Annotated in this window: 20 protein-coding genes; 11 read left to right on the top strand and 9 right to left on the bottom strand. The window is 71.4% G+C overall.

Annotated elements, in window-relative coordinates:
• Window positions 1-73: 73 nt before the first annotated feature.
• Window positions 74-1,585 (bottom strand): ROK family protein, encoded by a 1,512-nt coding sequence (locus J5Y05_RS31540; RefSeq protein WP_247614021.1) that lies wholly within the window; start codon window positions 1,583-1,585, stop codon window positions 74-76.
• 187 nt (window positions 1,586-1,772) lie between these two features.
• Between J5Y05_RS31540 and J5Y05_RS04095 the strand changes: the two genes are divergently transcribed.
• The 5 genes from J5Y05_RS04095 (at window position 1,773) to J5Y05_RS04115 (ending at window position 8,784) form a co-directional block, all read left to right on the top strand.
• The gene (locus tag J5Y05_RS04095) at window positions 1,773-3,092 is read left to right on the top strand and encodes an ABC transporter substrate-binding protein (protein WP_210868345.1); all 1,320 of its coding nucleotides are present in this window, start codon (window positions 1,773-1,775) and stop codon (window positions 3,090-3,092) included.
• 32 nt (window positions 3,093-3,124) lie between these two features.
• On the top strand, window positions 3,125-4,123 hold the full coding sequence (locus tag J5Y05_RS04100; protein WP_210868346.1) for a carbohydrate ABC transporter permease: 999 nt from the start codon (window positions 3,125-3,127) through the stop codon (window positions 4,121-4,123).
• Window positions 4,116-5,021 (top strand): carbohydrate ABC transporter permease, encoded by a 906-nt coding sequence (locus J5Y05_RS04105; RefSeq protein WP_210868347.1) that lies wholly within the window; start codon window positions 4,116-4,118, stop codon window positions 5,019-5,021. The genes J5Y05_RS04100 and J5Y05_RS04105 overlap by 8 nt, the downstream gene beginning before the upstream one ends.
• A gap of 255 nt (window positions 5,022-5,276) precedes the next feature.
• On the top strand, window positions 5,277-6,635 hold the full coding sequence (locus J5Y05_RS04110) for a GH1 family beta-glucosidase (RefSeq protein WP_210868348.1): 1,359 nt from the start codon (window positions 5,277-5,279) through the stop codon (window positions 6,633-6,635).
• Between the two features lie 166 nt (window positions 6,636-6,801).
• A complete protein-coding gene (locus tag J5Y05_RS04115) occupies window positions 6,802-8,784 on the top strand; it encodes a discoidin domain-containing protein (RefSeq protein ID WP_210868349.1) in 1,983 nt (660 codons plus the stop codon).
• A 137-nt stretch (window positions 8,785-8,921) separates the two neighbouring features.
• Here J5Y05_RS04115 and J5Y05_RS04120 read toward each other — a convergent pair whose 3' ends face one another.
• The 5 genes from J5Y05_RS04120 to J5Y05_RS04140 all read right to left on the bottom strand — a co-directional run bounded on the left by J5Y05_RS04120 (window position 8,922) and on the right by J5Y05_RS04140 (window position 16,527).
• The gene (locus J5Y05_RS04120; RefSeq protein ID WP_247614251.1) at window positions 8,922-11,756 is read right to left on the bottom strand and encodes a DUF5682 family protein; all 2,835 of its coding nucleotides are present in this window, start codon (window positions 11,754-11,756) and stop codon (window positions 8,922-8,924) included.
• Between the two features lie 104 nt (window positions 11,757-11,860).
• Window positions 11,861-12,985, bottom strand: a complete 1,125-nt coding sequence (locus J5Y05_RS04125; RefSeq protein WP_210868351.1) for an ATP-binding protein — start codon at window positions 12,983-12,985, stop codon at window positions 11,861-11,863.
• A gap of 79 nt (window positions 12,986-13,064) precedes the next feature.
• On the bottom strand, window positions 13,065-14,657 hold the full coding sequence (locus J5Y05_RS04130; RefSeq protein WP_247614022.1) for a VWA domain-containing protein: 1,593 nt from the start codon (window positions 14,655-14,657) through the stop codon (window positions 13,065-13,067).
• The gene (locus tag J5Y05_RS04135; protein WP_210868352.1) at window positions 14,654-16,054 is read right to left on the bottom strand and encodes a hypothetical protein; all 1,401 of its coding nucleotides are present in this window, start codon (window positions 16,052-16,054) and stop codon (window positions 14,654-14,656) included. Before J5Y05_RS04135 ends, J5Y05_RS04130 begins: the two co-directional genes overlap by 4 nt.
• The gene (locus J5Y05_RS04140) at window positions 16,054-16,527 is read right to left on the bottom strand and encodes a hypothetical protein (RefSeq protein ID WP_210869689.1); all 474 of its coding nucleotides are present in this window, start codon (window positions 16,525-16,527) and stop codon (window positions 16,054-16,056) included. The genes J5Y05_RS04135 and J5Y05_RS04140 overlap by 1 nt, the downstream gene beginning before the upstream one ends.
• Before the next feature lie 258 nt (window positions 16,528-16,785).
• Here J5Y05_RS04140 and J5Y05_RS04145 point away from each other — a divergent pair, with 258 nt between their 5' ends.
• Together J5Y05_RS04145 and J5Y05_RS04150 are read left to right on the top strand one after the other, a co-directional pair.
• Entirely contained in the window at window positions 16,786-17,574 is a 789-nt protein-coding gene (locus J5Y05_RS04145; RefSeq protein ID WP_210868353.1) for an SAM-dependent methyltransferase, read from the top strand.
• A gap of 192 nt (window positions 17,575-17,766) precedes the next feature.
• Window positions 17,767-18,816 carry an alpha/beta hydrolase gene (locus J5Y05_RS04150; RefSeq protein ID WP_372450455.1) on the top strand — a complete coding sequence of 350 codons (1,050 nt, stop codon included), beginning with the start codon at window positions 17,767-17,769 and terminating at the stop codon, window positions 18,814-18,816.
• Between the two features lie 48 nt (window positions 18,817-18,864).
• Here J5Y05_RS04150 and J5Y05_RS04155 read toward each other — a convergent pair whose 3' ends face one another.
• On the bottom strand, window positions 18,865-19,425 hold the full coding sequence (locus J5Y05_RS04155) for a pyridoxamine 5'-phosphate oxidase family protein (RefSeq protein ID WP_210868354.1): 561 nt from the start codon (window positions 19,423-19,425) through the stop codon (window positions 18,865-18,867).
• A gap of 307 nt (window positions 19,426-19,732) precedes the next feature.
• On the opposite strand from J5Y05_RS04155, the gene J5Y05_RS04160 reads away from it, so the two are divergent.
• Both J5Y05_RS04160 and J5Y05_RS04165 read left to right on the top strand, forming a co-directional pair.
• Window positions 19,733-21,622, top strand: coding sequence for a DUF2075 domain-containing protein (locus tag J5Y05_RS04160; RefSeq protein ID WP_210868355.1), 1,890 nt, complete (start codon window positions 19,733-19,735; stop codon window positions 21,620-21,622).
• A 198-nt stretch (window positions 21,623-21,820) separates the two neighbouring features.
• Window positions 21,821-23,935, top strand: coding sequence for a DUF2075 domain-containing protein (locus J5Y05_RS04165; RefSeq protein WP_210869693.1), 2,115 nt, complete (start codon window positions 21,821-21,823; stop codon window positions 23,933-23,935).
• A gap of 55 nt (window positions 23,936-23,990) precedes the next feature.
• Here J5Y05_RS04165 and J5Y05_RS31545 read toward each other — a convergent pair whose 3' ends face one another.
• Window positions 23,991-24,119: a DUF6408 family protein gene (locus J5Y05_RS31545; protein WP_247614023.1), complete on the bottom strand. Its 129-nt coding sequence runs from the start codon at window positions 24,117-24,119 to the stop codon at window positions 23,991-23,993.
• A gap of 222 nt (window positions 24,120-24,341) precedes the next feature.
• Between J5Y05_RS31545 and J5Y05_RS04170 the strand changes: the two genes are divergently transcribed.
• Together J5Y05_RS04170 and J5Y05_RS04175 are read left to right on the top strand one after the other, a co-directional pair.
• Entirely contained in the window at window positions 24,342-24,629 is a 288-nt protein-coding gene (locus J5Y05_RS04170) for a L,D-transpeptidase (protein WP_210868356.1), read from the top strand.
• A complete protein-coding gene (locus J5Y05_RS04175) occupies window positions 24,626-24,769 on the top strand; it encodes a hypothetical protein (RefSeq protein WP_210868357.1) in 144 nt (47 codons plus the stop codon). Before J5Y05_RS04170 ends, J5Y05_RS04175 begins: the two co-directional genes overlap by 4 nt.
• Before the next feature lie 178 nt (window positions 24,770-24,947).
• Here J5Y05_RS04175 and J5Y05_RS04180 read toward each other — a convergent pair whose 3' ends face one another.
• Entirely contained in the window at window positions 24,948-25,454 is a 507-nt protein-coding gene (locus J5Y05_RS04180) for a hypothetical protein (protein WP_247614024.1), read from the bottom strand.
• Window positions 25,455-25,592: the final 138 nt, after the last annotated feature.

A 25,592-nucleotide genomic window follows, 5' to 3' on the forward strand; every position in this document is an offset into this window, starting at 1 on the left:
CCGTACGGGCGCCGGGGCACACCCCTCCCGTACGGACATGGGACGCACCCCAAGGCCCTCCGTGACCCGGCGATCAGCCGTCCGGCGTGGCGCCCCGTCGCCCCGTGCCGGACAGGCGCCCCGTGCCGGACAGGCGTCCGTCGAGGGCCGTCCGCCAGGCCGGGGGCGGTGTGGGGGAGTCGGGTGGCGGGCGCCTGCCGCCGCGGGCGAAGAACGCGGCGAGCGGCAGGATCGCGGCGCCCACCGTCACCGCGTCCGGGCCGAGCCGTCCGAGCGCGATGCCGGTCCGGGCCGCCGGATGGCGCAGGGCCTGAGCGAGGGCGTGGGCGCGGACCGACTCCAGGAAGGCCGGGCCGAGTTGGAGACCGGCCCAGCCCCCGACGAGGACCCGCTCGGGCTGGAAGAGGTTGATCAGGTCGGCCAGCCCCGCGCCCAGGTACTCGGCGGTCTCGGCCAGCACCGCCGCCGCCACCGGGTCGGGTGCGCCACCGTTGACGGGCCGGGCGGCAGCCAGCATCGCGGTGAGCGCGGCCTCCTCACCGGCACCGGAGGGCGGCCGTCCGCCCGCCTCCCGCCAGCGCGCCAACAGCGCTTCCGCACCGGCGTACGCCTCCAGGCAGCCCCGCGCCCCGCACCGGCACCGGCGCCCCCGCACCCGTACCGTCAGGTGGCCCCACTCCACCGCGCGGCCCCGCTCCACCTCGTCGGCGACGACGCACGCGCCGACTCCGGAGCCGAAGAGGACCACCACGGCGTTGCGCGCCCCGCGACCGCCGCCGAACCACATCTCGGCCTGCCCCAGCGTCTTGGCGCCGTTGTCGACGAAGAGCGGCACGCCCTCGGGCAGCCGCCCCGAGCCGCGCAGCAGGGCCTCCAGCGGTACCGCGTCCCAGCCGATGGTCTGGCCGTGCACGACGGCGCCCCGGGCGGTCCGCTCCACGATGCCGGGCACACCGACGCCGACGCCCAGCAACTCGCCCTCCACCGGCCCGGCTTGGCCCGCCGAGCCGACCTGCTCCACTGCCCCCGCTCGCCCCGCCGAGCCGACCTCCTTCCCCGGACCCACGCGCCCCGCCGCACCCCCCAGACCCGCCACACCCCCCTGCCCCACACCCCCTACAGCCCCAGCCTCCTCACCCCCCACCGCCTCGGCCACCCCCACCGCCCCCAGCACCTCCGCCACCCCGTCCAGGATGTGCCCCGCGACCACGTCGACGTCGTACGTGCGGGTGCCATGACCCGGCAACGGGCGTTCCGCGCGGGCCAGTTCGACCATGGTCAGGTCGAACAGCTCGACGCGGACCCGCGTTTCGCCGACGTCGACGCCGATCAGGCGGCCCCGGCCGGGCACGATCCGCAGCAGGGTGCGCGGCCGGCCGCCGTCCGTGCCGAGGCTGCCCGCCTCCTCCACGACGCCGTCGGCCAGCAGTTCGGCCACCACGTTGCTGACGGAACCCGAACTCAGCCCGGCCGCGGGGCCGAGGGCGAGCCGGCTCATCGGCCCGTCGAAATACAACCGTTGCAGAACGGCGGTGCGGCTCTCCCGCCGCAGGTCACGGACGGTCCGCCCGCGGTGACTGGCCATCCGGCCCCCTCCTGTACGGCCCCGACCGCCCGCCGACCGTGCGCGGGCCCTTGACGGGCCCTTCTCCCGGGGTTTAACTCACGTCCTAAATTAAGCCATGAGGGGCTTCGGGAAGCGAACGGGGACTCCGCCGCCTCCCGCCAGCCGTCCTCGGACTTCTCGACTCCCGGAAAGGGACCCAGAAGCCATGCGCAGCATCCGAGCCGCGGCCGTAGGCGCCGTCACCCTGTCTCTCGCTCTCGCCGCGTCGGCCTGCGGAGGGGGCTCCGCCACCGGCGGCGGGTCCGGCGACTCGCCCAAGACGCTGACCTACTGGGCCTCCAACCAGGGCGCCAGCATCGAGGTCGACAAGAAGGTGCTCCAGCCCGAACTCGACAAGTTCGAGAAGGAGACCGGCATCAAGGTCAAGCTGGAGGTGGTCCCCTGGTCCGACCTGCTCAACCGCATCCTCACCGCCACCACCTCCGGCCAGGGCCCCGACGTCCTCAACATCGGCAACACCTGGAGCGCCTCCCTCCAGGCCACCGGCGCGCTGCTGCCCTGGGACGGGAAGAACTTCGACGCGATCGGCGGCCGGGACCGCTTCGTGGACTCGGCGCTCGGCTCGACCGGCGTCCAGGGCGAGGACCCCGCGGCGGTGCCGCTGTACTCGATGGCGTACGCGCTCTACTACAACAAGAAGATGTTCGCCGACGCCGGCATCAGCGAGCCGCCGGCCACCTGGGACGAACTCGTCGAGACCGGACGGAAGATCTCGAAGGACGGCGGCAAGTGGGGCCTGGGTGCGGAGGGTTCCAACCTCTCCAACAACATCCACCAGGTCTTCGTCCTCGGCAAGCAGCACGGCGCCGACTTCTTCACCGCCGACGGCAAGCCCGACTTCACCTCCGACGGAGCCGTCGCCGCCGTCAAGCAGTACGTCGACCTGATGGCCAAGGACAAGGTCGTGGCGCCCGGCAACGCCGAGTACGCGCAGAACCAGTCCCTGAGCGACTTCGCCAAGGGCAAGACGGCGATGGTGCTGTGGCAGACCGCCTCGGCCACCTTCAAGTCCCTGGGCATGAAGGACGACGAGTGGGGCGTCGCCCCCGCCCCCGTCCCCTCCGGCGCCCCCGGCACCGGCAAGGCCACCAACTCCATGGTCGCCGGCATCAACCTGGCCGTCTTCAAGAACACCCACAACCGCGACGGCGCCACCGAGTTCGTGAAGTTCATGACCAGCGACGCCGAGCAGAAGATCCTCAACCAGGCGTACGGCTCCATCCCGCCGGTCAAGGCGGCCCAGGCGGACCCGGCCTTCGGCGCCCCCTCCACCGCCGTGCTGCGCGAGACCCTCGCCACCAGTGCCGCCGCGCTGCCCCAGGTGCCCGACGAGTCGCAGTTCGAGACCGCGGTCGGCACCGCCGTCAAGGAGCTGTTCGCCGACGCCGCCGCGGGCCGCGCGGTGACCACCGAGTCGGTCAAGGCCCGGCTCGCCAAGGCCCAGCAGCAGATGCTGGCGAAGTGAGCGGACCGGCGACCACGACCACGGACCCCGCCATGACCACCACGACCGCCACGGCCCGGCCGGGCGCGCGGGCGGCCGGCACGGGCACCCCCGGGGCGGCGCGCGGAGGCCGCCGCCCCGGCCGCCTGCGCCGCATCGGCCTGCCCTACCTGCTGCTCCTGCCCGCCCTGCTCCTCGAACTCCTCGTCCACCTGGTGCCGATGGTCATCGGCATCGTGATGAGCTTCAAGGAGCTGACCCAGTTCTACATCCGGGACTGGGGCACGGCCCCCTGGACCGGCCTCGACAACTACCGGGTGTCGGTGGACTTCGACGCCCCCGTCGGCGAGGCGCTGCTCCACTCCTTCCTGGTCACCTGCGTCTTCACCGTCCTGTCGGTCGGCCTGTGCTGGCTGATCGGCACGGCGGCGGCCGTCTGCATGCAGGACGCCTTCCGCGGCCGGGGAGTGCTGCGCGCCCTCTTCCTCGTCCCGTACGCGCTGCCCGTCTACGCGGCCGTCATCACCTGGGCGTTCATGTTCCAGCACGACAACGGGCTGGTGAACCACGTCCTGCACGATCAGCTCGGCCTCACCGACAAGCCCTCCTTCTGGCTGATCGGCGACAACAGCTTCATCGCCCTGCTGGTCGTCTCGGTGTGGAAGGGCTGGCCGTTCGCCTTCCTCATCGTCATGGCGGGGCTCCAGAACATCCCCCGCGAGCTGTACGAGGCCGCCGCCCTGGACGGCGCCGGCACCTGGCAGCAGATCCGCCGCATCACCCTGCCGTCGCTGCGCCCGGTCAACCAGGTCCTCGTCCTGGTCCTGTTCCTGTGGACGTTCAACGACTTCAACACGCCCTACGTCCTGTTCGGCAAGGCGGCCCCGGAGGCCGCCGACCTGATCTCCATCCACATCTACCAGTCGTCGTTCGTCACCTGGAACTTCGGCACCGGCTCCGCCATGTCGGTCCTGCTGCTGCTCTTCCTGCTCCTGGTGACCGGCGTGTACCTGTTCCTGACGTCGAGAGGGAGGAAGACGGCCGATGTCTAGCACCCTGCCGGCCGAACGCCCGCCGCTCACCCGCCCGAAGGCGCCGGCCCGCTCCCCGATGGCGGCGCCGCGCTCCTTCCTGTGGACCCGCCGCGTCTTCCTGACCCTGCTGACCGGCTTCGTGCTGCTGCCGGTGTACGTGATGGTCTCCAGCTCGCTCAAACCGCTCCAGGACGTCTCCGGCGAGTTCCGCTGGCTGCCGAGCGGGCTGACGATCCGCCCGTACATCGACATCTGGTCGACGGTCCCGCTCGCCGACTACTTCGTGAACTCCCTCATCGTGGCGGGCGCGGCCACCGTCTGCTCGGTGGTGATCGCGGTCTTCGCGGCCTACGCCGTCAGCCGCTACGACTTCCGGGGCAAGCGGGTCTTCTCGGTGACGGTCCTGTCGACCCAGATGTTCCCCGGCATCCTCTTCCTGCTGCCCCTGTTCCTCATCTACGTGAACATCGGCAACGCCACCGGCATCGCCCTGTTCGGCTCGCGCGGCGGGCTGATCCTCACGTACCTGACCTTCTCCCTGCCCTTCTCCATCTGGATGCTGATCGGCTACTTCGACTCGGTGCCGCGCGATCTGGACGAGGCGGCCATGGTGGACGGCTGCGGGCCGCTGCGCGCGCTGATCAGCGTCGTGGTCCCGGCGGCCGTCCCGGGGATCGTCGCGGTCGCCGTCTACGCCTTCATGACCGCGTGGGGCGAGGTGCTGTTCGCCTCGGTGATGACCAACGAGACGACCCGCACCCTCGCGGTCGGCCTCCAGGGCTACTCGACCCAGAACGACGTCTACTGGAACCAGATCATGGCCGCCTCCCTGGTGGTCAGCGTGCCCGTGGTGGCGGGCTTCCTCCTTCTCCAGCGTTACCTGGTCGCCGGCCTGACCGCCGGAGCCGTCAAGTGACCGCCCCTCCCACGGCCACGTACCGCCGGGCCGCGACCGGCCTCCGGACGGCCGGCCACGCTCCGCCGGTCGGCGGCCCGGTCGGCGGCCTGCACGGCGGCCCGATCAGCGGCCCGCACGGCGGCCCGACCGCCAACCGCCCCCCGTCCGACCGCCGGTGGCCACCAGCCGCCGGACGGCCGGTGATCCGGCCCGACCCGCCCCGGCGGCCACGAGCCGCCCAGCGACCCACCCCGTGACAACGAGAGGAACCCCGTGACCATCGACCTCGCCGCACTCCCGCACGACTTCCTGTGGGGCACGGCCACATCGGCGTACCAGATCGAGGGAGCCGTGGCGGAGGACGGCCGTTCGCCGTCGATCTGGGACACCTTCTCGCACACCCCCGGGAAGATCGACAACAACGACCACGGCGATGTCGCCTGCGACCACTACCACCGCTGGCCCGAGGACATCGACCTGATGCGCCGGCTCGGCACCAACGCCTACCGCCTGTCGGTCGCCTGGCCCCGGGTCCGGCCGGGCGGGGACGGCCCCGTCAACGACAAGGGCCTCGACTTCTACGACCGGCTCATCGACGGCCTGCTGGAGGCCGGCATCACCCCGTCCGTCACCCTCTACCACTGGGACCTGCCGCAGGCGCTCCAGGACCGGGGCGGCTGGCCCGAGCGGGAGACCGCCGAGCACTTCGCCGCGTACGCCTCGGCCGTCGCCGCCCGCCTCGGCGACCGGGTCGGCCACTGGGCCACCCTCAACGAGCCCCTCTGCTCGGCGTGGATCGGCCACCTCGACGGCGTGATGGCGCCCGGCTGGACCGATCTGACGGCGGCCGTGCGCGCCTCGTACCACCTGCTGCTCGGCCACGGGCTGGCGATGGCCGCGATCAAGGCGGAGGCCCCCGGTGCCCAGGTGGGGATCGTCAACAACCTCTCCACCATCCACCCCGCCACCGACCGCGACGAGGACCGGGCCGCCGCCCGGCGCATGGACGGCCACACCAACCGCTGGTGGCTCGACCCGGTCCACGGCCGCGGCTTCCCCGCGGACATGCGCGAGGTGTACGGCGTCGAACTCCCCGAGAAGCCCGGCGACATGGACCTCATCGGCACCCCGCTGGACTGGCTCGGCCTCAACTACTACTTCCCGCAGACCGTCGCCGACGACCCCGCTGGACCGGCCCCCCACGTCCGTACCGTCCGCCGCGTCGGCGTCCCGCGCACCGGCATGGACTGGGAGATCGACGCCGGCGGCCTGGAGGCCCTGCTGATCCGCCTCGCCGAGGAGTACGGCGCGCGGAACCTGTACGTCACGGAGAACGGCTCCTCGTTCCCCGACGAGACGGGCCCCGACGGGGCGGTCGAGGACCCGCGGCGCGCGGAGTACCTCGTCTCCCACCTGGCCGCGTGCGCCTCGGCGGCCCGCAAGGGCGTCCCGCTGAAGGGCTACTTCGCCTGGTCGCTGCTGGACAACTTCGAGTGGGCGTACGGCTACGACAAGCGCTTCGGCCTGGTCCACGTCGACTACGCGACCCAGGCCCGCACCGTCAAGGCCAGCGGCCGGCGGTACGCGGAGATCATCCGCGAGGCCCGCCGGGCGCGGCCCGAGGCCGCCTGACCGCGGCCCGCCAGACCCCGGGGCGGGCGTGGATGCGGGAGTCCGCGTCCGTCCCGGGCACCACCACCGCTGAGCCGCCTGAGCCGCCTGAGCCGCTTGAGCCGCCCGAGGCCCCTGAGTGACAGGTGCATGACATTAATTCGGTCATCGTGCAGAGGAGAGCCGCATGTCATCCCGTGCATCCCGTACGTCCAGTGCGAACCGTGCGTCCCGCACGTCCAGTGCGACCAGTGAGACCCGTGCGACCAGTGAGACCCGTGCGTCCCGCACGTCCCGTACGTCCCGCACCGTCCTGACCGCCCTCGCCGCGCTGGGCCTGCTCGCGGCCGGTCCCGCCCTCGCCGGCCCCGCGTCGGCCCGGCCCGCCGGTGTCTCGGCCGTCGCCTGGGACACCGACCGCGCCGGCGCCGCCTACGCCGCCACCCCCTCCGCCGTCACCGCCTCCGGCAGCGAGAACGCCGGCACCGGCCCCGGCCTCGCCTTCGACGGAGACGGCGCCACCCGCTGGTCCAGCGACTTCGCCGACAACGCCTGGCTCCGCGTCGACCTCGGCGGCGTCCTGCGCGTCGACCGCGTCGTCCTGGACTGGGAGGCGGCCTACGGCAAGCGCTACGTCCTGGAGGCGTCGCGCAACGGCACCGACTGGACGCCCTTCTACACCGAGACCGCCGGCACCGGAGGACGGGTCACCGCCCACACCCACCCCCAGGAGGTGACGGCCCGCTACGTCCGCATGCGCGGCATCGAACGTGCCACCCCCTACGGCTACTCCCTCTGGTCCTTCCAGGTCTACGGCGGCGAACCGGCCCCCGCCTCCACCACCCGGACCAACCTCGCCCTGCACCACCCCGCGTACGCCAACTACTACCAGCACGCCGGGAACTCCCCGGCCTACGTCACCGACGGCGGCTGGCCGGCCGACCTCCGGGGCGACGTCACCCGCTGGGCCAGCGACTGGAACGCCGACCGGTGGGTCGCCGTCGACCTCGGCGCCCCCTCCGTCATCGACACCGTCGACCTGTACTGGGAGGCGGCCTACGCCGTCGACTACGAACTCCAGGTCTCCGACGACAACCGCTCCTGGCGCACCGTCCACCGCCCCTCGGCCGCCGAGGTCGCCGCCCGCCGGGCCGACGTGACCTCCCCCGGCGAGGCCGCCGGCCGCCACGACTCGGTACGGCTCGCCCAGCCGGCCACCGGCCGCTACGTCCGCATGCTCGGCAAGGAACGCCGCTCCTTCCACAACCCGGCCCCGGCCACCGCCCAGTTCGGCTACTCCCTCTACGAGTTCCAGGTCTGGGGCACCGGCGGCAGCGCCGCAGCGGCGTACCCGCCCCTGCCCGCCGAACAGCCCGGCGCCTACCGCACCACCTTCTTCGACGACTTCACCGGCCCGTCGCTGGACCGCTCGAAGTGGCGTGTGGTGCGCACCGGCACCGAGATGGGCCCGGTCAACGGCGAGTCCCAGGCGTACGTCGACTCCCCGGACACCCTCCGCACCGAGAACGGCTCGCTGCTCCTGCGCGCCCGGCACTGCAAGGGCTGCACCCAGGCGGGCGGCACCACCTACGACTTCACCTCCGCCCGCATCGACACCAACACCCGTTTCGACTTCACCTACGGCCGGGTCAGCGCGCGGATGCGGCTGCCGGTCGGGGACGGCTTCTGGCCCGCCTTCTGGCTGCTGGGCAGCAACGTCGACGATCCGTCCGTCTCCTGGCCGGCCTCCGGCGAGACCGACATCATGGAGAACATCGGCTACGGCGACTGGACCAGCACCGGCCTGCACGGCCCCGGCTACTCGGCCGACGGGAACGTGGGCGAACGGCAGGTGTACCCCGGCGGCGGCCGGGCCGACCAGTGGCACACCTACGCCGTGGAGTGGACGCCGACCGCCATGCGGTTCCTCGTCGACGACCGCGTCGTGCAGGAGACCACCCGCAACAAGCTGGAGTCCACGCGCGGCGCCTGGGTCTTCGACCGGAACCAGTACGTGATCCTCAACCTGGCCCTGGGCGGCGCCTACCCGGCCGGCTGGAACCAGGTCACCAGCCCGTACTGGGGCCTGCCGCAGTCCAGCGTGGACCGCATCGCGGCCGGCGGAGTCCAGGCCGAGGTGGACTGGGTACGGGTGGAACAGAAGGGCTGAGGCCGTCCGGCAACTCCTGCCTCCTCCTTCGGTACGTCGGGACGTCGGGACGTCGAGAGCGGGCGTACGGGGCGAGGGGGCGTACGGGGCGGAGGCGGCGGCCGGGTCCGGGGTGGCTCCCCGGCCCGGCCGTCCGGTCAGGCGTCCGCCAGCAGGGCGCCGACCGCCTCCGCCGCCCCGGGATGCCGGGCGGTCAGCACCGCCCCCGCCGTGCCCGTGCCGGTGCTCGCCCAGCCGCCCTCGCAGCCGAGCAGCGCCGCGACCGCGTCGCAGGTGGCCGGATACCGGGTCGCCGGCACCGCTCCCCGGGCCCCCGCCCCGGCCGGGCCGGTGCTCGCCCAGCCGCCCTCGCAGCCCAGCAGCTCCGCCACCGCGTCGCACGCCGCCGGATGTGCCGCGAGCAGCGCCACGCCCCGAGGACCGGCGGACGCGGCCCGGCCGGTGCCGGGGGGCAAGGACGGCGACCGCCACGGCGGCACCCACGCGTCCAGCGCCTCCAGCCGGCCCGGGAAGATGCGCCCCGCCTCGCGGATCAGCAGCGGCGCCAGCTCGGCCGCCCCCGACCGCAGCGTGGTGATCAGCAGCGGCAGCCACGGCAGCAGCACCGCGTCCGGCAGCCGCCCGAAGGCGTTCGACACCGCCTCCACCACCACGTCCGCCAGCCCCGGCACCGGCTCCAGTGCGTGCACGAACCCGCTGAGATAGCGCGGGTAGGCGGGGACCACCAGCGGATTGTCCAGCAGCTCGCCGCACCGCGCGCGCAACTCCTCCCGGGACAACGTGCCGAGCTGCACCTGCGCCGCCCACAGCAGCGCCGTCTTCGCGGGCTCCTCCGGATGCGACTGGGCCACCGACAGCTCCAACTGGGCCCGGTCACAGCCGAGCGACAGCGCCAGCGACTCCATGCCGAACAGGAACCCGAGCATCGCCGCGACCTGCCTCACCGTCGCGTCCTGGTCCCGGAACGCCGTCGGCAGCAGCGTGCAGTAGTGCGCGTACCCCGTCTTCACGAAGGACTCGATCCAGGCCGGCAGCACCGGCTCACCGGTCCGGTAGTACGCGAGCAGGGAGCGCACCCGGCGCAGCACCTCCGGCGCCCCGTCGACGCTGCGCTCGGTGGCCAGCACCTTCAGCGCGTGCGCGCCGAGTTCGTCGGCGAGACGGCCGCCGCGCAGGTACAGCACGGCGTCCTCCACGGCGGCCAGCACGGTCGCCGTCGTCGCCTGCGGCCCGTACGCCTCGCGCCGCAGCCGCTGCTCCAGGACCTGTTCGAGGCTGACGCCCTCGTAGCCCAGTTCGATCAGGGAGCGCTGGTGGGTGCCGATGGCCACGTCCCAGGACTCCTGGATCGACCGCTCGCCGAGCCGCCGCTCGCCCATGATGGGGCGGGCCGCGCCGTGCGGCAGCAGCCGCCGCAGCATCCACAGCACGTCGGAGCAGGCCCGCAGCTCCGGCCGGGACACCATGTCGAGCAGGGCCCGCTGCACACCGCGCTGCTGGAGCTTCAGTCCCAGGGGTGCCAGCCGGTCGTGCACGTCCCGGGCGAGCGGCGGCAGGGCCTCGTACCCCACCCGGCCGATCCGGTCGCCGCCCATCAAGATCTCGACCAGCCGCCGCACGTCCCGCCGCCCCGGCACGGCGTCCTTCTCGATGCAGGTGACCGCCGCGTCCTGGAAGTCGTACGGCGTCGGCTTGGCCCGGTCCCGCAACCCGGCGAGCAGGATCGACGTCTCGAAGACCGCGATGGCGTCGGCGGTCGAGGCGAGGTAGCCGCTTCGCCGGGCCGCGCGGACGATCTCCACCGACCAGCCCAGCAGTTCGGCCTCGTCCAGCCCGTCCAGCACCGGCGGCCGGCGCAGGAACCCGGAGAGCCGGTCGGGCGCGGCCGGCTCTCCGGCGCCGGTCGCGGGGGCGATCGCTGCCGGTGACGCGGTACGGGGGGCGAGCGCGGCCGGGGCGGTCTTCTTCGCCGGCGCCTTCCTCTTCGTACCGTCCTGGCCCGCCAGCCGGTACGGACGCACCCGGGTGCGCTTCAGGCTCTTCGTCCACTGGGTCGAGGCGATCGACACCGACCCCGCGGCGAGGCCGAATTGCGCCTCGATCGCCGCGTTGCTGGACGGGATGAGCCCGTACTGCCACGTCGTCCCCGTCCGCGGGGAGACCGAGAAGGCGCCGGCCGTGCCGTCCACGCCGAACTCCTCGACGCGGCTGGCCGCGTGGAACGCGCCGCACACGTACACACACTCCGCCGGATCGGCGCCGGAGGCCGCCAGGTGCTCGCGCATCCGCGTCCACATGTACCGCTCGCGGTCCTCGTCGATCCGGACGCGCTCCCCGTCGCCGGGCGCGAGCCGCCGGAAGAGGCTGCCGATGAGGAACATGACCTGGCGGTAGGTGTCGTGGTCGCTGCTCGCGAGCGGTACCTCCACGTACTGGTGCCACCACTCCGACCAGTGCCGCACCCGGCCGTGGCGCAGCAGGTGCTCCTCCAGCTCGGCGAAGCGGGGCCTGAGGTCGCCGATCTCCACGCCGACCGCCTCGCCGTGCAGCGCGGCCTCCGCGTCGCCGGGCTCGGGCAGGCGCGGTTCCGGCTCGTGGCGCGGGTCCCACTGGAAGACGTGGTCGGCCGAGCGGTCGACGAGGACCAGCTCCACGCCCGGGGTGTCCAGGGCGTACGCGATGGCCTGGTACTCGGCGGACGCCTCCGTCATCGGCGCGATCACCGACAGCGGCGCCCACTCCGCCGGGAAGCCCTCGACCTGCCCGGCGAACGCCTGCACCGCCACCGGCAGCCGGCAGTTGCGCAGCTCGGTCAGGAGCGGCGCCATGTCCTCGCACAGCTCCAGGTACACCACCTTCGGCTGCTTCTCGCGCAGCCGCCGGGCCATGGCGAGCGCCGAGGCGGGGGAGTGGTGGCAGACGGGGAAGATCTCCAGCGGCTCGCGCACCGCGCGGTCGACGTCGTCCACCATGCCGAGGAGGATGCCTTCCAGGGCGTCCGGCCCGCCCGCGAAGGCGGACGCCGCCTCCTGGAGCTGTCCGCGCAGCGCGTCGAAGGCGCCGTCCCGGGAGCCGGTCACGACAGCGTGGCGATCGCGTCGCGGCCGCCCTCCAGGAACTCCGGCCAGGAGCCGCCCTCTTCCTTGCTGCGCGGTTCGACGACACCGTGCAGGTACTTGTTGAGGATGGCCAGGTCCTCCGGCTCGCGGCGGGTGAGCGAGCCGACCAGCGAGGAGGCGAGCGTGCGGGCGCTCAGGGCGCGTTCGCCGAAGAAGTTGCCATGCAGCACCGCGTCCTCCAGCACGCCGATCTGCTCGGCCGTCGACAGGGCCGACTCCAGCTTCTCGTCGTTGCTGCCGGCCGCTGCGGCGGAGGCCCGCAGGTCCGCGAAGCTCTGGAGCAGCACGTCGAGCAGGGTCGGGGGCACGTCCAGGTCGATCGAGTGGCGGCGCAGCAGCTCCTCGGTGCGGAAGCGGACGATCTCCGCCTCGCTCTTCTTGTTGGTCACGACCGGGATGCGGACGAAGTTGAAGCGGCGCTTGAGCGCGGACGACAGGTCGTTGACGCCCCGGTCGCGGCTGTTGGCGGTGGCGATGATCGAGAACCCGGGCTTGGCGAAGACGATGTTGTCGTCACCCTCGCCGCTGCCCAGCTCGGGGACGGAGATGTACTTCTCGGACAGGATCGAGATCAGCGCGTCCTGCACATCGCTGGTGGAGCGGGTCAGCTCCTCGAAGCGGCCGATGGCGCCCGCCTCCATCGCCGTCATGATCGGCGAGGGGATCATCGACTCCCGCGACTGCCCCTTGGCGATCACCATGGAGACGTTCCAGGAGTACTTGATGTGGTCCTCGGTGGTGCCGGCCGTGCCCTGCACCACCAGGGTCGAGTTGCGGCTGATCGCGGCGGAGAGCAGCTCGGCCAGCCAGCTCTTCCCGGTGCCGGGGTCGCCGATGAGCAGCAGACCGCGGTCGGAGGCGAGGGTGACGATCGACCGCTCGACGAAGCTCCGGTCGCCGAACCACTTCTGCGCGATCTCCCGGTCCAGGCCGTCGGCGCGCTCGGAGCCGAGGATGAACAGGCGCACCATCTTGGGGGACAGGCGCCAGGAGAAGGGCTTGGGGTTGTCGTCGATCGACTCCAGCCAGTCGAGCTCCTCCGCGTACTTGATCTCGGCGGGGGCACGCAGCAGGTCGGACATGAGGGGCCTTTCCGTTCGCTGATCACCCGTCGGGGTCCGTGGGTGATCCGTGGGTGATGGGTGGGTGATCGATGGGTGATCAGGTGAGAAACGTCTTGAGTTCGTGTACGAGCTTTTTGATGTGTCCGGAGATCACCGGCGTGCCCTGGTCCTTGAACCGCTCCCGGAACCACGGGTTGACGCTGCCGCGCCCCGAACTGGTCACCGAGCCGACCGGGATGAACTTCGCCCCCGAGCGGTGGACGGCGGCCATGGAGTCGAACAGCTCCTGGCCCCGCCATTCGTAGAAGTCGGAGATCCACACCACGACCGTGTTGCGCGGCTCGGCGATCTTCGGCTGGGCGAGGGCCATGGCGACCGTGCCGTCGGTGCCGCCGCCGAGCTTGGTGCGCAGCAGCGTCTCGAACGGGTCGTGCGCCCAGGGCGTGAGGTCCAGCGCCTGCGTGTCATACGCGATCAGGTGGACGTCGACCTTGGGCAGACCGGCGAAGATCGACGCCAGGATGGTGCAGTTGACCATCGAGTCCACCATCGAGCCCGACTGGTCCACGACGACGATCAGCCGCTGGGGCGTGGTCTTGCGGCTGGTGTGCCGGTAGTAGAGGCGGTCGACGTAGAGCCGCTCCTCCTCCGGGCTCCAGTTGGTGAGGTTCTTCCAGATGGTGCGGTCCAGGTCCAGGTTGCGGAAGACCCGCTTGGGCGGCACGGACCGGTCGATCTCGCCGACCGTGGCCTTCTCCACCTGGGTGCGCAGCACCGCGCCGACCTCGTCGACATAACGGCGGATCAGCGCCTTGGCGTTGGCGAGGGCGACGCCGGAGAGGTTGTCCTTGTCGCGCAGCAACTGCTCGATCAGGGACATGCTCGGCGTCAGCCGCGAGGCCAGGTGCGGATCGGCCAGCACCTCGCGCAGGCGCATGCGCCGGACGAGGTCGCCCTCGATGGAGCCCAGCTCCGGGCCGATCGCCGGGATCAGCCGGCCGAGGTCGGGCAGCGGGCCGCCCACACCGGTGCCGGTCGGGCCGGCTCCGCCGGCGGCCCTGGGGCCCCGGCCGCCGCGCAGCTCGCCGGGCCGGCAGCCCAGCGCCCGCTCCAGCCAGCCCGCGTCCGCCTGCCAGCGGGCCAGTTGACCGGCGGTGACAGTGCCGGGCCGGGCGGCGAACACGTTGAGCAGGACCTTGGAGGCGAGCGCCGCGTGCCGCACCTCGGCGGCCCGGTCGCGGTGGCCGTCCTCCTCCGGCTCGGGCGTCATCAACCCGTCCAGCTCGGCGGCCAGCTCCGGATGCCGCTGCACGACGGAGTCGACGGAGGCGTCCGGGTCGAGCAGCGCGGGCGGCAGGCCGATGTCCTCGACCACGGCGAGGCTCGCCGACTCCAGTGCGGCCTGCTCCTCGCCGTCGAAGAGGCGGGCCAGCAGCCGCCAGTAGAGCACTTGGCGCCGGTTGTCGTGGGGGTCGGGTGTGGGGTTCGTGCCGTTCGGGGTGTTGGGCGTGGGGTCCGCGCCGGTCGGGGGTTTGGGCGTGGGGTCCGTACTGCTCGGGGTCTCGGGCGTGGGGCCCGTGCCGTTCGGGGTGTTGGGCGTGGAGCCCGCACCGCTCGGTGTCTCCGGCGTGGAGCCCGCGCCGCTCGGGCTCTCGGGCGCGGGGCCGGCGCTGTTCGGGGTCTCGGTCATTTCCGCAGCAGCTTTCCGGCGCGCTCGCGCAGTACGGTGACGGCGTCGGTGGCGGCCTTCTCCGCCCGCGCCCCCGCCTTGTCGGCGGTGCCCCCGGCCCAGGCTCCGGCGTGGACGGCGACGGGCTTCTTGCGCACGGTCCGCTCGACGGCCAGCGGCTGGAGGCGGAACTCCCCGGCGTCCCAGCGCAGCAGCCCGAGGCAGGCGGCGGACCCCGCGACCGCCTCCGGCGTGAGCGGGCCGGCCGCCGGCACCCGGTCGGCGTCCACGGCCAGCCGCTCCCCGGCGACCAGGAACGCGAGCCCGTCCTCGTCCTCCTGGACTCCGTACCCCTCCAGCAGCACCGGTACGGCGATGCGCGCCGGATGCCGGTCCAGCGGCGCCGTCACGCAACCGGAGGCGGCTGGCAGCGCCACCCGGGCCGTGACGAACGCGTCGGCGCTCTCGCCCGCCCGCGCCCGCGCGTCGTCCCAGAGCAGATCGCCCTCGGCGGTGACGGGCATCGCGTCCAGCTCCATGGCGCGGCCCTCGCCCAGGGCGCCCAGCAGGGACATACGGGGCCGCAGCACCTGCCACAACCCGGCCCCGACCACCGTGTCGGGCTTCGGCGCGGACACCGAGGCCCGCACCAGCCGCGACGCGGTCCCGTCCGCCGGCTCGAACACCGCGTGCACCTGCGCCTGTACGGCGGTGGCGTGCTCCTGGACGTCCACGCCGAGGGGCAGCAGACGGCCGCTCACCTCGGTGACGGGGGTGAGACGGGCCGCCCCCGGCAGCGTCAGCAGCATCCCCCGCGTCCACAGATCGGCCCAGCGGCGCACCGGAACGCGCTCCAGGGTCGCCCCCGGACAGGAGGCGGCCAGCTCGGCCGCGAACCCGTCGAGCAGCGTGGCCAGTCGGCGCAGCGCCGGATCGGACAGCATCGCGGAGACGACGGGCGCGGCCCCGGCCACCGTCTCGTGATCCATGCCCCGCCACCCGACGCGCGCCAGATCACAGAGCCAACCCCGTGCGGCACCAAGCAGGTTGACCCCGAGCGCGTCATCGCCACCGCCGCCCGGCACGGCTTCCCGCTCCGGGGCGACCGGCCGTCCGACGACCTCGGCCACCCGGGCCGACAGCGCGTCGTGGACGGACCCGAGCAGCGCCGTACGAGCCCCGGCGAGCGCGGTGAAGTGGTCCTCGCCCGCGACCCCGGCGGCCGTCTTCTCGGCGGCCTCCGCGACCCGCGCGGCCAGGGGCGACGCGGCGAGGGCGTCCGCGAGCCCGGTCAGCCCCGCGGCCTGCCGCGGCTGCGGGCGCAGCAGCCCGTCCACGAGGGCGTCGTCGAAACCGTCCACCGCGGCGAGGGCCTCGTCCAGGCCGTCGACGGCGTCGGTGAGCAGATCGGCACGCATCAGGCCACCGCCCTCGTCGTCGGGAACCAGTGCATCTCGGGCAACGGGGCCGTGACCGGCTCCAGTTCGAGGTAGGAGAGATGCCGCAAGAAGCGGCTGAACACCTGCGCCGCCGCCGACCGGTCGCCCGGCGAGGGCAGCGCGGCCGTCATCACGGAGGTGATCGCCTGCGCGTCCGGCTCGCCGCCCTCGGCCACCTCGGCCTTCAGATACCGGGCCACGCGCCCGGCCCCGTACTGCAGCACGGCCTCGCCGATCAGCGCCCGTATGTGGTTGCAGAACGTGCCCCGGGCGCCCCCGCACGGCCGGTTGTTGTTGGTGCTGCACGAGAACGCATACGTCCCGGCCTCCACGGAGGACACGTACACCCGCCCGATGTCCGACCCGCTGGACACCACCCCCTGCAAGCGCCCGTCGGCCAGCTCGACGAACGGCACCTTGGCCAGCTTCCGCGCCCTCGCGGGCGGCACCATCCGCACCCCGCTCGACCTCTCCCACCCCGACACGACACACCACTCCCAAGCACACCAAAGGGGATGTTCCCGCCACTTCGGCGGAACGAGATCGAACTTATCGGCGACCACTGACAACGAGTCCGCGACCGCCCCCGACCGGCCTCGATAGGCTGACGGACGCCGGGCCCGACACGCGGGGTCCGGCGGTTCCGCAGACGTGTTCCCGCGGCCGGCCGAGACCCGGTTGCCCGTGATTCCGTGTACGGAGGAGTGCTCGTGACCGCTGCCGGCATACCCAGGCCCCCCATCGACACCCGCAGGCCCCACCCCGCACGCGTCTACGACTGGCTGCTCGGCGGGAAGGACAACTACCCCGTCGACCAGCAGGTCGGGGAGAGACTCCCGGTGGAGGCACGGGGCAACGCGGCCCGGAACCGGGCGTTCATGCACCGCGCCGCGGCCTGGCTGGCGCAGAACGGAGCCGACCAGTTCCTCGACATCGGCACCGGCATCCCCACCGAGCCCAACCTGCACCAGATCGTCCAGGCGATCACACCGGGCGCCCGGATCGTCTACGTGGACAACGACCCGATCGTCCTGCGGCACGCGGAGGCCCTGCTGACGAGCAGCCCGCAAGGAGCCACCGACTTCCTCCTCGCCGACGTGCGAGAGCCCGCGAAGATCCTCGAACGCGCCGGCGCACTCCTCGACTTACGCCGGCCCGTCGCCCTCTCCCTGATCGCGCTCCTGCACTTCCTGCCCGACGAGGAGAACCCGCACGCCCTCGTGCGCACCCTGGTCGAGGCCCTGCCCTCCGGCAGCCACCTGCTCCTCTCCCACGGCACGGCCGACCAGCACCCCGAGCTGAAACACCAGACCGAGGCCGCCTACAAGAAGGGCGAGATCCCCCTGAGAATGCGCACCCGCGCCGAAGTCGAACCCTTCTTCACCGACCTAGACCTCCTCCCCCCGGGCCTGGTCTTCGCCACAGAGTGGTACCAGGAGCCCCCAGCGCCGACGCGGGAACGCAGCGGCTTCTACGTGGGCGTCGCCAGGGTCCCCTGAGCCCCGGAGAACGATGGTGGCCGACGGCGCCGTACTCACCGCCCCGTCAGACGTCACGGGTGAACGCCCGTGAGAAGGAGAGGCTGTTGACGCTGCCAGGCAGGCATGGCACCTGACCCGCCCCCACCACCGGCAGCCGCACGAACCCCGCACCACCGCGCGACGTACAGCAACCCACCCCAGGGAGCCGCCGTGTTCGCGAACGTGCCCCACACCGCCCCGAGTCCACTCCTGAGCCCAGTCCCGAGCCCGCTGCGAGCCAGAGTCCTCCTGGTCCTGGCCGTACTGCTGGCCACCCTCACGCCGACCGCTCCGACGGTGGCCGCCGGGAATCAGAAGACCGCGCGCCCCGGCGCGGAAGTCGTCGCCGTCACCCAGGTCGCGGACCGGCAGGTCGACCTGTCGGTGCGGTCGACGGCCCTGGGCGGCCGTACGGTCACCGTCCGCCTCCTCACCCCGGACGGCTGGAACCCGTACGACCGACACCACCGGCAGCACTGGCCCACCCTGTGGCTCCTCCACGGCTGCTGCGGCGACTACACGTCGTGGACGAGCATGACGGACGTCGCGGAAACGGACAGTCTGCGCGACGTCCTGGTCGTCATGCCCGAGGCAGGCTGGAACGGCTGGTACAGCGACTGGTGGAACCACGGCGAGGGCGGCGACCCGGCGTGGGAGACCTTCCACACCAAGGAACTGCGCCATCTCCTGGAACGCGACTGGGGCGCCGGCACCGACCGCGTGGTCGCGGGCCTGTCCATGGGAGGCCAGGGCGCCCTCCTCTACGCCGCACGGCACCCCGGCATGTTCAGGGCGACGGCGGCGTATTCCGGTTCCGCCCACCCGCTCCTGAACGACGAGTCGACCGACCGCATCATGGGCTTCTTCGCAGGCCAGGGCAACGACCCCCTGCGCGTCTGGGGCGACCCGGTCGTCCAACGCCGCATCTGGCAGGCCCACGACCCCTTCCACCTCGCCGAGCGACTGAGGCCGATCCCGGTCTACCTGTCCTGCGGCGACGGCACCACCGGGCCCCTGGACCCGCCGGGCGCCACGAGCGCCCTGGAAGCCGACTTCAACCGCCAGAACCACGCGCTCGCGGCCGAACTGAAACGCGTGGGCGCGCGTCATGTGACCACGAACTTCTACGGCCCGGGGACCCACGGCTGGGCCTACTGGGAGCGGGAGTTGCACGCGTCGCTGCCGATGCTGCTGGAGGCGCTGGGCACGGAGGGCGACTGACTTCCCCGGGGCCTCGGGGAGCGGCCCGTCGGCCGGCGGCCCGATGACTCAGAAGACCCACCGCGTATGGCTGTAGACCCCGTCGTCCCGGCCGAACCCGTACGCGGTGGTCGGCGTCACCCCGAACAGCATGGCGTCGCCGTTCCGCATGGCGTCACCGATCCCGTGGAAGGTGCCTTCGGGGGACGTGATGTGCGCGCCGTACTTCGCCTCGTACGCCGCGATCACGTCCTCCAGCACCGCCGCATCGCCGACCGGTTCCGCCTCGCCCTCGACGACCAGGTCGAACCCCTCGGTGAGCGAGTTCCCGCCCGTGATCAGCGAGCAGTGCGGGTCGTGCGCCAGGTTCCGGGCCTTCTGCTCGCCCGGTCCGGTGGAGAAGTACAGCACACCGTCGTGCCACGCGGCGATCACCGGCGTAACGTGCGGCCGGCCGTCGGCGCGCACCGTGACGACCCAGAAGATCTCGGCGGCCTCCAGGTGCCGCCGGGCCTCCGGCCAGGGGGTGGCGGTGACGTCCGCGGCGCCAGGAAGGGGATGGAGCGCCGAGCTGTAACGGGCATCGAGCTCGGTCGCGGGCTGCTTCTCGGACGGTCGTTTCATGGACATGCGGTACCTCCTCGCTCTCGTCCCTCTAACGACCCTTGTCCGCCCCGGAAATCACCGATACACCCATTGGAGGCACCTCCCCCTCGCCACGGCGACGGGCAACGGCAGCTCACGGGAAGCGACGCAGTGCGTCCGGCGCCGAGAGCGCCAAGCACGACGGACGTCTGGAAGGCGAGACGGGCATCCTGAGAGGTAGTCTCGCCAGCACAGTCAACGCGGCCCGACGGGCTTCCGCTCCACCCCGGTGGAGTCTCGAAGGACATGCCCCCACCCGCACGAGTCACTTCGTGCTGCCTGGGGGAAGTTCTTGCTGTTCCGCGCGTCCGCGAAAACGGTCGCCGTCATGGCGCTCGACCGTTCGCTTTTCCTGCACCTCACCGAACAGTTCGTCCACATGCACGGCTACCCGCCCGGTACCTCGGAGGCGCGCTCGTGGGAGCGCAGTATCCCCGTCCTGGCCGCCGCGCTCAACGACGCGGGTCTGGGCGACGTGGAGGTCATGCTGGAATACGCGCTCCCGCTGAACAGCAAGCGCGCCGACGTCGTGCTCGCAGGAGTGCACCCGTCCACCGGGGAGCCTTCCTACGTCGTGGTGGAACTGAAGCAGTGGAGCGACGTCCTGCCTCACGAGGACGACTCCACGCTGTGCCACGTCGAGCGCTACGCCCACCCCGTTCTCAACCCCATTGAGCAGGTGCGCCGCTACTGCGACTACCTGGTCAACTTCAACGGAGCGCTGGCCGGACACGGACACCGGATCGGCGGAGTGGCCTTCCTGCACAACGCCACCGAGTTCGGCGTCGCCGGACTGCGGGAGATCGAACGCGACGACCGCGGACTGCTTTTCACGGGACAACGCCGTGGTGACTTCCTCGACCACCTCCGTTCGAAGCTGAGCGACAGGCATTCCGGCGCCCGCGCGGCGGACGAACTGCTCTCCGGTGCGACGGTGCCGTCACGGCAGTTGATGACCGTTGCCGCACAGGAGGTGCGCGAACGACAGCAGTTCGTCCTCCTCGACGAGCAGCAAGTCGCCTATCGCATGGTCCTCAACGCGGTGGAGCGGGCCAAGCGCGCGGACCGGAAGGAGATCGTCGTCGTCACCGGCGGTCCCGGCACCGGCAAGAGCGTGATCGCTCTCCAACTGCTCGGCGAGCTGTACCGACGCGGGACGCCGGCCCTGCATGCCACCGGCTCCCAGTCGTTCACCAAGACGATGAGGAAGGTCACCGGCTCGCGCAAGCGGGAGGTGCAGGACCTCTTCAAGTACTTCAACAGCTTCATGACCGTCGAGAAGAACAGCCTGGACGTCCTGATCTGCGACGAGGCCCACCGTATCCGGGAGACGTCGGCCAACCGCTACACGCGTGCCGAACACCGCACCGGCAAGGCCCAGATCGACGAACTCATCGACGTCGCCCGCGTGCCGGTCTTCCTCCTCGACGAGCATCAGGTCGTGCGTCCCGGCGAGATGGGCACCGTGGCCGACATCAAGGCGGCGGCGGCCAAGCGCGACATCCCGTGTCACGTCGTTCCCCTGGACAGCCAGTTCCGCTGCGGAGGCAGCGACGCCTACCTGCGCTGGGTCGTCCGGCTCCTCGGCCTCGAACCCGGAGGCCCGGTCGTCTGGGAACCCGACGACCGCATGCAGTTGTTGGTCGCGGAGAGCCCGCAGGAGATGGAGGCGTTCCTCGAAGCACGCCGAGCCCAGGGATACGGAGCCCGCATGTCCGCCGGCTACTGCTGGCGCTGGTCTCCGGAGCCCAAGCCCGGCGACCCCCTTGCTCCCGACGTCGTCATCGGTGACTGGGCCCGCCCCTGGAACCTGCGCGGCGACCGCTCCGTCTCCGGTGCACCGCCGTCCGCTCTGTGGGCGACCGACCCGGCAGGCTTCGGCCAGGTCGGCTGCGTCTACACCGCCCAGGGCTTCGAGTACGACTGGTCCGGCGTCATCATCGGCCCCGACCTGCTGTGGCGCGGCGACCGCTGGGTCACGGACCGCACGGCGTCGAAGGACCCGGTCTTCAAGAAGGCGACGCCGGACGCGGACGTCGACCGGCTCATCCGCAACACCTACAAGGTGCTGCTGACACGGGGCATGGTCGGCACGGTGGTGTACTCCACGGACCCGGAGACGCGGGAGAAACTGCGGGAGCTGGCCAGTGGCCGGCTCGGTCAGCCGGCTGCCACTGCGTGACAAGGGCGCGTCCTGGCCAAGGGATACGTGATCCGGCCATGATGGCGATGTTTCTCCCGGTCACGGTGTCGTCTTCGTCCGCAGGTCGGCCGGCCTACCTAAGATCCCGAATACCGATTGCGGCCCGACGGGCTTTCTTACGAGGACATGCCCCCACCCGCACGAGTCACTCGTGCTCTGGGGGATCACCTCGTGTCCATGCTCCTGCTGCGGCTGGCAGCGCAGGATCTGCTGACCTTGAATTCGAGGCGCCGCATGGTGCCGCACCTGGCCGCAAGATGGCGCCACTTCCGAGGCGCCGACGCCTCGCTGTCGGAACGCTCCGCCTGGGCCGAGAGCCTCGTACACCTGGCGGAAGACCTGGTTGCCGCCGGACGCGGAAACGTCGAGATGATCGTCGAGTGCGCCGCCACCCTCGACGAGGCCGACCGGCCCGGCGCGCCCAGGCTCATCGATGTCGTTCTCGTGGGCCATCATCCGGAAGAGAAGGGGCTGTCCGTCCAACTGGTCGAGCTGAAGCGCTGGTCGACGGTGACCAGGGTGGAACGAGCCACCGCGGAACTGGTCCACGTACCGGGGATGGGCAGGAAGAAGCACCCCGCCCTGCAGTTGCGCGAGTACTACGAGGCGTTCACGGGCGCCAGGGGACCGCTGCGAGGACTGGACTTCGCTTGCGGTGGTTTCGCCTACCTGCACAACGCCACCGACGCCTCCGTCCGGCCCTTGGTCGACCTGGACGCTCCGACCGGTGTCTACGCCGGTGTCTACACGAACGACCGGCGGGAACAACTGATCTCCGACCTCCGCAAGAACTTCGCCGACGAAGGCGGCGCCTCCGCGGCCGAGATACTGCTGCAGAACATGGGCTTGAGGAATACGCCCCTGCTCGATGCCATGATCCGCTCCCGGGGAGAGGACACGGTCTTCACCCTGCGCGGTCGGCAGAAGAAGGTCGCCGACCAGATCCTGGACACCGCGGCCAAGGTACTCCCGGATGCGCAGCGACCCGCCCTCGTGCCGGACGAGCGGCGCGTGGTTTTCCTGATCAAGGGCGGTGCCGGCACGGGGAAGAGCGCCATCGGCCTTCAGATCAAGGCGGAGCTGGAGGCCGGCGGCCACACGGTCAAGTACGCCAGCGGCAGCCGAGCCTTCAACGGCGCGATCCAGGAGCACGTCGGGTACGGGGATCGGGAGTTCAGGGAGAGCTTCACCTACTTCAGCAACTTCGTCACCCCGCCGGACCCGCCCCTGGACGTGCTGATCTGCGACGAGGCACACCGACTGCGCGAACGGTCGACCAACCGGTTCTGGAAACCCGAAGACCAGGGAACCAAGCCCCAGGTCGACGAGTTGTTGGATGCGTCCCGCCTGACCGTGTTCTTCCTCGACGAGGGCCAGACCGTGCGACCGCACGAGGTCGGCACCATCCAACTGATCGAGGACGCGGCCCGACGCTACGGCGCCACACTTGTCCCGTACGAGCTCCGGGAGCAGTTCCGCTGCGGTGGCAGCGACTCCTACATCCGCTGGGTGCGTGCCGTACTCGGGGTGACGGACGAGGAAGAGCCGGAGCCATGGACGCCGGACGGCCTGATGCACGTCGAGGTGGCGGACAGCCCGGAGGAACTCGAACGGATCATCCGGACCGAAGCGCTCGCCGGAGCGTCCGCCCGCCTCGTCGCGGGGTACTGCTGGCCGTGGACGAAGCCGGTCGGCAAGGAGAGGCGACTGGAGGCCGACGTACGGATCGGCTCCTGGCACAGGTCCTGGAACGCGGACAGCGATGCCTTTTGCGAGGACGGCGTGCCGCCCTGCAGGATCTGGTCCGTGCACGAGAAAGGGCTTGATCAGATCGGCTGCGTGTACACGGCCCAGGGCCTCGAGCGGGACTGGTGCGGCGTGATCATGGGCGAGGACATGGTGCGCCGGGACGGCCGGTGGGTGTTCCGGCGGGGCAAGGAACGGAAGGACCCGGACACGGGTGTCAAGCGGGTGGCCGTTCCGGGTTCGTTCGACCCCAAGGTCAGAGCCGGCAGCGTCGACGACCATGAGTTCGCCCGGTTGGTCCGTCATGCCTACCACGTGCTGATGACCCGAGCGAGCCGGGCGACGGTGCTCTACTCCACGGATGAGGAGACTCGAAGCTACTTGACGGAGATGGTGGGCGAGGTCCAGGTCCACGGGCTCCGCCCCACCTGGGAGAACCTGCCGGAGGTGGCACGGCTACCACATCTGCCCAGGCCACGCCGGGGGCGCCGCCGCCGAGGGCGCCAGAGCACGGGCCCACAGTCGCCCGACATGTACCTCTTCTGAGGCGCACCACCCGCATGTGGAGTGGCGGGCTCTCCGGGCCCGCCACAAGCCTGCGTCAGAAGAGCAGGCGCGCTGCCGCCGCCAGGGCCATCACCACGAGCTGGGTGACGACACCCGCGGCGACGTCGACCAGGATCTCGCGAAGCCGGTGACGACGTGCAGGCTTGTACTCGACGGGGTTCATGGATTCCACTCCTTGGCGTGAGCTGGGAATGGCGGGACCGCCCTTCCGGGCATCCGCAGTCACGCCGCGTGCGAGACGCAGCGGAAACCACTCGTCAGTCACAGCCGAGAACCGGCACCTGACCACTGCCGACGTACCCTCCGGGAAGGTGCGCAGCGGGAGCAACGGTAGTGGACCACCGATGCGGGCTCATGATTTTCGGCCACTCCTGGGGCAGTTCGAGTGAAGTTCACCAAGAACTGGTCGCGGACGGACAACTCGAAGCTCGCCCTGTACCGCGACGGCCGACTGGTGAAGAGCTACCGTGCCGGGTCCGGTCTGGGCAGCACGGACGAATGCGCCAAGAAGCGCGGCTGGCTGCCCAGCGGCACCTACAAGGTCCTCGGGCACCAGACCAACCGCGACACCAAGATCAAGGGGTACGCGATCCACCTCGACGACAAGGCGTGCAACCCGAAGAAGGGGAGAAGCGCGTCGCCCGCCGTGAGCTGTTCATCCACAGCAACATGACCAAGGACGGTGCCAGCCGCTGGCGCGGCAACTACAAGTCCGAGGGGTGCGTCAAGCTCTCCCCGACCGACATCAAGAACCTGTTCGGCCACCTGAACAAGGCCCACTGGCCCAAGAACCTGACTCTCCAGGTGGGCTGACACTTCCACGGTGGGCGGCAGGGGTCTGCCGGGCAGAGGTTGCCCGGCAGGCCCCTCCTCATTCAGTTCCACCGCTCCCCGGCCCCCGACCTGGGCGAGGGGCCCGAGCGCTCCCCGGCGACCCGGATGACAGAACAGCGTTGCTGCTCTGTTACCTGGGTAGGCGATTCCTGCTCTCTCAGAAGTGGTCGACCGTATGGCCTTCGGGCACTCTGTAGCAGCCGGACGTGACGTTGATGCCCAGGCTCGGCGTCGTGTCTTCGGAGTACTGGACGATCCAGACGCTGACCTTCTTCGCGTCGTTGTCGGCGACGAGGTTGAGGGCTTTGTTGGGACTGTTGTCGTGGTACAGCCCCTTGGTGACCCAGCCTCCCGAGTTCAGCTTCTTCTTCAGGTTCTCCATTGCCACGTCGATGTCGCCGGGCTTCGCCGGAGCCAGGTTCCAGGGGTGGTAGACGGTGAAGTACGTGTCGGGGTCCTTGCCTTCGCACTCCTTGACCCCGGGACCGGGCTCGGAGGCATTGCCGGGAACGCCGGCGAATCTGTAGAGCTCGCTGGACACCTCCTTCACCGCCGCGACCGCCTCTTCGGTCGTCGCCGTGCCCGCGTCGGGAAGGTTCACAGGGATCTCCTCGGTGCTGTCGGTCGGGTTGCCGGGGGAGCCGGTGCTGTCGTTCTCGGTCATGCCGCATCCACTGAGCAGGAGTCCGGTCAGGACGAGAACCAGGGGGAGGGAGCGGAGTGAACCACCCCGGTGACGCGGGGCGAGGCCGGAGCGTGGTCCGTAGAACATGAAAGTCCAAGATTTCGTGGGGTGGGCCGG

Origin of the sequence: Streptomyces tagetis, assembly GCF_018069565.1 — a bacterium.
Classification (GTDB): Bacteria; Actinomycetota; Actinomycetes; order Streptomycetales; family Streptomycetaceae; genus Streptomyces; species Streptomyces tagetis.

Bases quoted from the DNA above. Each gene is read 5' to 3' on its own strand.
- J5Y05_RS04105 (WP_210868347.1), top strand. From the start codon at position 4,116: ATGTCTAGCACCCTGCCGGCCGAACGCCCGCCGCTCACCCGCCCGAAG.
- J5Y05_RS31545 (WP_247614023.1), bottom strand. From the start codon at position 24,119: ATGAACCCCGTCGAGTACAAGCCTGCACGTCGTCACCGGCTTCGCGAG.
- J5Y05_RS04135 (WP_210868352.1), bottom strand. From the start codon at position 16,054: ATGCGTGCCGATCTGCTCACCGACGCCGTCGACGGCCTGGACGAGGCC.
- J5Y05_RS04165 (WP_210869693.1), top strand. From the start codon at position 21,821: ATGCTCCTGCTGCGGCTGGCAGCGCAGGATCTGCTGACCTTGAATTCG.
- J5Y05_RS04100 (WP_210868346.1), top strand. From the start codon at position 3,125: ATGACCACCACGACCGCCACGGCCCGGCCGGGCGCGCGGGCGGCCGGC.
- J5Y05_RS04095 (WP_210868345.1), top strand. From the start codon at position 1,773: ATGCGCAGCATCCGAGCCGCGGCCGTAGGCGCCGTCACCCTGTCTCTC.
- J5Y05_RS04155 (WP_210868354.1), bottom strand. From the start codon at position 19,425: ATGTCCATGAAACGACCGTCCGAGAAGCAGCCCGCGACCGAGCTCGAT.
- J5Y05_RS04130 (WP_247614022.1), bottom strand. From the start codon at position 14,657: ATGACCGAGACCCCGAACAGCGCCGGCCCCGCGCCCGAGAGCCCGAGC.
- J5Y05_RS04120 (WP_247614251.1), bottom strand. From the start codon at position 11,756: ATGGTGGACGACGTCGACCGCGCGGTGCGCGAGCCGCTGGAGATCTTC.
- J5Y05_RS04180 (WP_247614024.1), bottom strand. From the start codon at position 25,454: ATGACCGAGAACGACAGCACCGGCTCCCCCGGCAACCCGACCGACAGC.
- J5Y05_RS04175 (WP_210868357.1), top strand. From the start codon at position 24,626: ATGACCAAGGACGGTGCCAGCCGCTGGCGCGGCAACTACAAGTCCGAG.
- J5Y05_RS04140 (WP_210869689.1), bottom strand. From the start codon at position 16,527: ATGGTGCCGCCCGCGAGGGCGCGGAAGCTGGCCAAGGTGCCGTTCGTC.
- J5Y05_RS04115 (WP_210868349.1), top strand. From the start codon at position 6,802: ATGTCATCCCGTGCATCCCGTACGTCCAGTGCGAACCGTGCGTCCCGC.
- J5Y05_RS04125 (WP_210868351.1), bottom strand. From the start codon at position 12,985: ATGTCCGACCTGCTGCGTGCCCCCGCCGAGATCAAGTACGCGGAGGAG.
- J5Y05_RS31540 (WP_247614021.1), bottom strand. From the start codon at position 1,585: ATGGCCAGTCACCGCGGGCGGACCGTCCGTGACCTGCGGCGGGAGAGC.